5 protein-coding genes are annotated in these 6,360 nt (G+C 73.0%); all 5 read right to left on the bottom strand.

The genetic code is table 11. The features are described 5' to 3' along the window. Positions 1–102: 102 nt before the first annotated feature. The 5 genes from panD to Ae505Ps2_RS20470 all read right to left on the bottom strand — a co-directional run bounded on the left by panD (position 103) and on the right by Ae505Ps2_RS20470 (position 6,267). A complete protein-coding gene (gene panD, locus Ae505Ps2_RS20490; protein ID WP_020628196.1) occupies positions 103–534 on the bottom strand; it encodes an aspartate 1-decarboxylase in 432 nt (143 codons plus the stop codon). 619 nt (positions 535–1,153) lie between these two features. After that, entirely contained in the window at positions 1,154–3,025 is a 1,872-nt protein-coding gene (locus Ae505Ps2_RS20485; RefSeq protein WP_075553880.1) for an SIP domain-containing protein, read from the bottom strand. Between the two features lie 175 nt (positions 3,026–3,200). Then, complete coding sequence (locus tag Ae505Ps2_RS20480; RefSeq protein WP_075334237.1) at positions 3,201–4,349, bottom strand: PrpF domain-containing protein; 1,149 nt, start codon at positions 4,347–4,349, stop codon at positions 3,201–3,203. Continuing rightward, positions 4,346–5,281: an isocitrate lyase/PEP mutase family protein gene (locus Ae505Ps2_RS20475; RefSeq protein WP_075306674.1), complete on the bottom strand. Its 936-nt coding sequence runs from the start codon at positions 5,279–5,281 to the stop codon at positions 4,346–4,348. Before Ae505Ps2_RS20475 ends, Ae505Ps2_RS20480 begins: the two co-directional genes overlap by 4 nt. Before the next feature lie 92 nt (positions 5,282–5,373). Further along, entirely contained in the window at positions 5,374–6,267 is an 894-nt protein-coding gene (locus Ae505Ps2_RS20470) for a LysR family transcriptional regulator (protein ID WP_075333325.1), read from the bottom strand. Positions 6,268–6,360: the final 93 nt, after the last annotated feature.

Genomic DNA, 6,360 nt, shown 5'->3' with positions numbered 1-6,360 from the left:
TACGGCGGCGGTGCTGGTGGACACGGTGTCGTCGACGCGGGCCGGGTCAGGGGTCACCGTGGACGCCCTCGGCCCGCGCCTCCTGCGTTGCGGCAGGTGCGGTCAGCGACCGGCGGTCTGCGCGAGCGCACCGGGCACCGGCTCGGCCGGGTCCACGCCGAGCGCGACGACCCGGTTGTCGGCGTCGACGTGCACCACCCGGGCGACGTGGTCGGCGACGGCGGGCTCGGGCACCTGCTGGTAGGCGACGATGATCGTCAGGTCACCCGGGTGCACGAGGTGCGCGGCGGCGCCGTTCACGCCGATGACGCCGCTGCCGCGTTCCCCGGTGATCACGTAGGTCTCGAGGCGGTTGCCGTTGTCGATGTCGAGGACCTGGACCTTCTCGCCCTCGACGAGGCCCGCGGCGTCCATCAGGTCCTCGTCGACGGTCAGCGAGCCGACGTAGTGCAGGTCGGCCTGGGTCACGGTGGCGCGGTGGATCTTCCCGCTGAGCAGGGTGCGGTAGCGGACGGTCTCGGTGGAGCCGGGCATGACGGAACCTTCCTCACCGGATCACCTCCGGCGCGGGCGTGGGGGTTGCGGAGCGGGTCAGGCGCCGGGACGTCCGACCGGGCTCCCGGGGAGCAGATCGGTCCAGGTGCGCGCGACGCGGCCGGGTACTCGGCAGGTGCCGCCGCCGGGCGGCGGACACGGGCACGTGGCAGGGTCGAGGACCCCGACCGCGGCGACGACGTCGAACGGCACGCGGCCCGGGCGGCCTCCGTCGCCTGTCACCGTCGCGCCACCCCTTACTTGCCTCGCCACACCTGAACTTAGGCAAGGCTAAGCATGCGGGTGGATGCGAGGGTTCCGCCGAATGGATGACGCATTCCGATCACCGTCACGGGCCGGGATCTCCGCACGTCAGCGACCCGCGCCGACGGGAGGGACGCTCCACACACGGCGTCTGCGGACCCCTGATGGTCCGAACGGGTGTGAGCACCGGCATGGCCCCGCCCGCGCCCGAGGCACGACAGGGGGCCGTGTCCGGCCGACCGGCGGCGGGTGACCCACGATCGCGGGCACGAGTCGGCGCCGTGCCGGGCGGCGGCGGGTGCCGGGCCCGGCGCGACGCCCCCGGGGGACGGTCGCGCCGGGCGCGGGAGGAGGGTCAGGGTGCGACCGGCTGGAGCGACCGGAGCGTGTCGCCCCAGCCGACGGTCTCGGTGGCGACGGTCCGCAGTCCGGCGTCGGCGACGACGGCCGAGAGCTCGGTGGCCGTCCGGCGGCCGGAGCCGTGCAGGACGAGGGCCAGCAGGTCGTCCTCGGCCTCGTGCTCGTCGAGGTCCTGCTCGTCGAGCACGTCCTCGAGAAGCAGGATCCGCCCGCCGGGGGCCAGGCACTCCCCCGCGCGGCGGAGGATGTGCACGGCCTCCGGGTCGGGGTACTGGCCGAGCACCTTGCCGAACAGGATCGCGTCGGCGGCCGGGACCGGCTCGGCGATGGTCTGCACGACGACCTCCACGCGGGAGCGGGCACCGTCGTCGGGGACGGTGCGCAGCAGCTCGGACCGGGTCCAGTCGGCGTCGGAGGGGCCAGCGACGATCGTGACCCGCGGCCCGGGGCGGCGGGCGACGACGGCGGCCGCGGCGGACACCGCGGCGTCGGCGTGGACGACCAGGTGGTCGATCCCCTCCAGAGCTGCGGAGTCCGCCACCGGGGCGGCGATGTAGTCGGCGAACTGCGCGGTGTTGTCCAGGAGCCTGCGGGCGAACTCCTCGTCCCCGCGCAGGCTCGGGTAGTCGCGACCGGTGACCGCCGCGAAGGACTCCCGGCCGGTGCGCACCGCCTGCTCGAGCCCCAGGAACCCCTGCTCGCGGCGGGCACCGACGCCGTCGCGGCGCACCACGTCGAGCACGTGGTCCTCGGTCAGGTAGAAGCCGGTGTCGGTCAGCGTGTACCCGCCCTGCTCGTCGCGGTCGAGGATCTTGATCGCCACGAGGTACCGCAGCAGCTTCTCCAGCGCCCGCGGATCCGCACCGGCCCGTTCGGCGAGCGACTTCGGATCGCGGATCCCGCCGGCGACGAGCTCGCCGAGGCCGAGGTTCGCGGCCACCCGGATCGCCAGTGGGGGCAGCAGCTCGGCCTGCTCGTGGAAGGTCTCGAACGCCTCGGCGTTGCGTTCCTCGTCGGTCACCCGGGGGTCGGACTCGAGGGTGACCACCTCGCCGAGCTTCCAGTAGCCGGTGAAGTCGATCCGGCGCCGGTCCACCCCCGCCGCGACGAGCAGCCGTCGCAGGTCCCGCACGACGGACTGCTCCCCCGCCAGCCAGCCGGCGGTGGCCGCGGCGTCCCAGCCCGGCCCCTCGGCCACCGTGCGCAGGCACTCGGCCAGCTGCGTCGACGTACCCGGCCCGGCGCCGTCCCGGACCAGCCAGGTGACCTCGACACCCGGGTGCTCGCGCAGCGGGACCCGGTGGGCCGTCTCCGCGACCTCGATGAACACGTCGGCCCGCAGGTCCGCCGGCGCGGTCTCCAGCAGCCGCGAGACGGCGGGCAGCGCGGTGTCGTCCCCGGCGACCAGCAGCCGTTCGGCCGTGGCCGGCAGCGCGAGCGACGCCGCCGGTCCCGCCACGTGGACCCGGTCCCCCGGCGTCGCGCGGTAGGCCCAGGTGGTCGCGATGCCGACGCCGTGTCGCACGAACTCCACGTCGAGCTCACCGGCGACGGGGTCGTGGCGGCGGACCGTGTAGACCCGCCAGACCGGCCGGCGTCCCTCGGGCAGCTTGATGCCGCCGTCGCGCAGGATCGGCAGGACGGGCTCGGTCTCCCCCGGGTAGGGGAAGATCAACCGCACGTCGTCGTCGAAGCCCGTACTGGTGAACGCGGGCCAGGCACGCCCCTCGTCGTCGGTGAACGCCCCGAGCTGCTCCCCGGTGAGGGTCACGCGTCGCAGCGCGGGCGTGACGTCCACGATCCGCGAGACGCTGAGCTCACGCACGGCGATGGGGTAGACCGAGACGGCACGGTCCTGGTTGGGCATGGGGGCTTCTCCTCGCACGGGCACAGGGACGGAGCACGGCGATCCGTGGCGTCCGGCCCGGGCGTTTCCGGCAAACCCGCCCTATCGGCCGCGCGGCTCCGCCTGCGACTCTAGCCACCGGTGTCCGGGCGGCCGTGAGCTGCCGACACGGCGTCGTCACACGGCCGTACCGCTCTCAGGTGGGACGCGGGTAGTACGCCCATCCCTTGGCCAGCCGTCGGGCCGTCCGACTGATGCCCAGCATGCGGAACTCGACGGACCCGGCCCCGGCCCCGGCCCCGGCCTGCACGCGGACCGGCATGACGCCGGAGGGGTGTCCGATCAGGACGGTGTCGGGCCTGCGCTCCGTCGCGACCTGGTGCACGGTGGTGCCCGGCAGCCGCGACGCCGCGGCGAGGCTGATGGACGCGGTCCCGGCCATGCTCTCGTGCAGACGGTTCATGAACATCAGTCGGGCCCGCAGGTCCATGTCGTCGGGGTCGACGGCCTGTCCGTTGAGTGTGCTGTAGCCCCCCGGCGGTGCCACGGCCCCGACCATCGGGATGGCCGGGACCTCGGTGTCCACCTGGGTCCACTCCTGGCACAGGCCGAGTCGGACGCAGACCTTGCCCCGGATCTCCCGGATGGCGGACACGAGTTCCGCTCGGCCATTGAGTTCGAGACCCTCGCTCCCGGTGAGACCGAGATCCGCGGCGGCGACCCAGGCGATCGGATTCCCGGCATCGACGATCGACAGCCGGACCGTTCGCCCGTCCTCGAGCTCGACGGTGTCGAGTGGGTTCCCGGTGGGGAGCAGCCTGCCGGTGACGGCCCCGACCGTTCCCGACCAGTCCATGACGATCTCGGCGCCCGTGCCCGGTACCCCGGGGATCGCGAAGTCACCGTCCACCCGTGCGGCACCGTCGCGGACCGGGACGTGCGCCACGAGGACCTTGTCGGTGTTGGTGTTGCGGATACGGACGACGGTCGTTCCCTCCTCGACCGGGACGAGCTTCTCGTCCACGGCGAACGGTCCGACGCCGGAGGAGATGTTGCCGCAGTTGCCGTTGTAGCTCACCAGGCCGGTCTCGATGTCGACCTGTGCGAACGTGTAGTCGACGTCGGCGTCGGCGGCGTCCGACGGCGCGATGATCGCGACCTTCGAGGTGATCGGGCGTGAGCCGCCGAGACCGTCGATCTGCAGGACGTCGGGTGACCCCATCAGCCGCGCCAGGAGCGCGTCGCGGGCGGGACCGGGTGCGGGGATGTCGGCGGCGTGCAGGTACAGGCCCTTGCTGGTCCCGCCCCGCATCTGGACCAGCGGGACCGACAGCTGGTCGCTCATCGCCGTGCCCCCACGTGCTCGCGCGGCGCGGCGACGTCCGACACCGCGGCGGTCGCCGGCCCACCGGCCGGTGGGCGCGGTCCGTCGTCGGGCCAGCGGAGCCACTCGCTGATCCCGACGGTCTCGAAGAGCTCACCCGGCCCGGCGGCGTCCAGGGGCGGGAGGCCGGTGTCGCGCAACGAGGCGAGGGCGCTCTGCACCGCCGCCGAGGCCGCCGCGAGGCCCATGATCGGATAGATGGCCAGCCGGTACCCCAGGTCTGCGTACTCCGCGTGGCTCAGAACCGGTGTCCGGGAGTTCGCCATGACGTTGACCACGAGGGGGACCTCGATGGCGGAGCCGATACGACGTAGCTGGTCCAGGTCCTCGACAGCGTCGACGAAGACCATGTCGGCACCCGCGTCGGCGAACCGGCGCCCACGCTCGACGGCCTCGTCGATCCCGTGGGTGGCCAGCGCGTCGGTACGCCCGATCACGACCAGGTCGTCGTCGCCGCGGGCGCGGACGGCGGCGCGGACCTTGGAGACGGCGTCGTCGCGGTCGATCACGGACTTCCCGGACAGATGCCCGCACCGTTTCGGGAAGACCTGGTCCTCCACGTGGAGTGCCGCGGCACCTGCCCTGATGTAGGTCTCGACGGTGTGCCGCACGTTGAGCTCGTTCCCGTAACCGGTGTCGGCATCGGCTATCAGCGGCAACGACGTCGCACCGCTGAGCCGGGCGAGGTGCGCTGCGACGTCCGTCGCGGTCATCAGGCCGATGTCGGGTCGTCCGAGCAGGCTCACCGACGCCGCCGCCCCACTGACGTAGGCGGCCGGGAAGCCCGCCTGCTCCGTGAGCGTCGCGCTGAGGGCGTCGTACACGCCCGGGACCACGACCATCTCCTCGCCCGCGATCAGGTCGCGCAGGGTCTGAGCCGACTCGTTACTCATGTGGAGGGGATCCTCTCCGCTGCCGGGTGCTTGTCACCTGCCACTGTGCGCCTCGCGGCGGCCCCTCCGGAAATGACGCATGTGCTGTGAAATCATGCGCGCTGTGCATAGTCGGTGCCGGCGACGTGGGCGGCGAACCGTCGCGCGGCCGGTGCGGTGGCGCCCCCGGCACGACACAGCAGACCGATCGACCGGTACGCACCGTCGTCGGCGAGCGAGACCGCCGTCGTTCCCTCTCGGGTGTCCGCCGCCCGGCTCCGCTCCGGAACGATCGCCACGCCCATTCCCTCGCCGACCAGTGCCTGCACGGTGCTCAGCTCCGTGGCCTCGAACACCACACGCGGCGTGACCCCCGCCCGGGTGCACAGACGTTCGGTGGTCTGACGGATCCCGAAGGCCGAGGGGAAGCTGACCAGGTCCTCGGTGGCGAGCTCGGTCACCGGCACCGACCTGCGCGCGGCGAGCCGATGACCCGCGGGAACCAGCAGGACGAGGCGTTCCTCGAACAGCGGCGTCCACTCCAGGTCGCCGTCGGCCGGGCGCGGACCGGTCAGCGCCACGTCGATGCGGTGGTCGCGCAGATCGTCGAGCACGGTGTCCGCGGCCCGCCCACGGAGCTCGAAGGTCGTCGCGGGCGAGGTCGCCCGGTACTCGCGGAGGAGCCGGGGAACCAGCCACACCCCCAGGGAGTGCAGGAACCCCAGTGCGACGACGCCGCCCTCGGGATCGGCCAGGGAGGCGATGCGCCGCTCGGCGGCGGCGATCTCCGTCACCGCGCGCACGGCGTGCGCGCGCAGCACCTCGCCGTAGCGGTTCAGCCGTAGCCGGTTCTGTCGCCGGTCGAACAGGCGCACCCCGAGACCCCGTTCGAGCCGGGCCAGCGCGCGCGACAACGTGGGCTGGGAGATGTTCATCTTCTCCGCCGCCGAGGTGACGTTCTCGCTCTCGGCCAGTGCGAGGAACCAGTGCAGTTCTCGGATCTCCACACAGCGACTATGCCCCACGGACATGATGCGGTGCACAGCCCGTCATTTCACACCGCGGCTCCGGAGACGCACGATCGGTACGACAGTCACCAG

Origin of the sequence: Pseudonocardia sp. Ae505_Ps2, from assembly GCF_001932425.1 — a bacterium.
GTDB lineage: Bacteria > Actinomycetota > Actinomycetes > Mycobacteriales > Pseudonocardiaceae > Pseudonocardia.
Note: the sequence above shows the minus strand (reverse complement) of the source record. Positions and strands in the feature narration are given on the sequence as shown.

Coding starts and splice junctions, on each gene's coding strand:
- Ae505Ps2_RS20485 (WP_075553880.1), bottom strand. CDS start 3,025: ATGCCCAACCAGGACCGTGCCGTCTCGGTCTACCCCATCGCCGTGCGT.
- Ae505Ps2_RS20480 (WP_075334237.1), bottom strand. CDS start 4,349: ATGAGCGACCAGCTGTCGGTCCCGCTGGTCCAGATGCGGGGCGGGACC.
- panD (WP_020628196.1), bottom strand. CDS start 534: ATGCCCGGCTCCACCGAGACCGTCCGCTACCGCACCCTGCTCAGCGGG.
- Ae505Ps2_RS20475 (WP_075306674.1), bottom strand. CDS start 5,281: ATGAGTAACGAGTCGGCTCAGACCCTGCGCGACCTGATCGCGGGCGAG.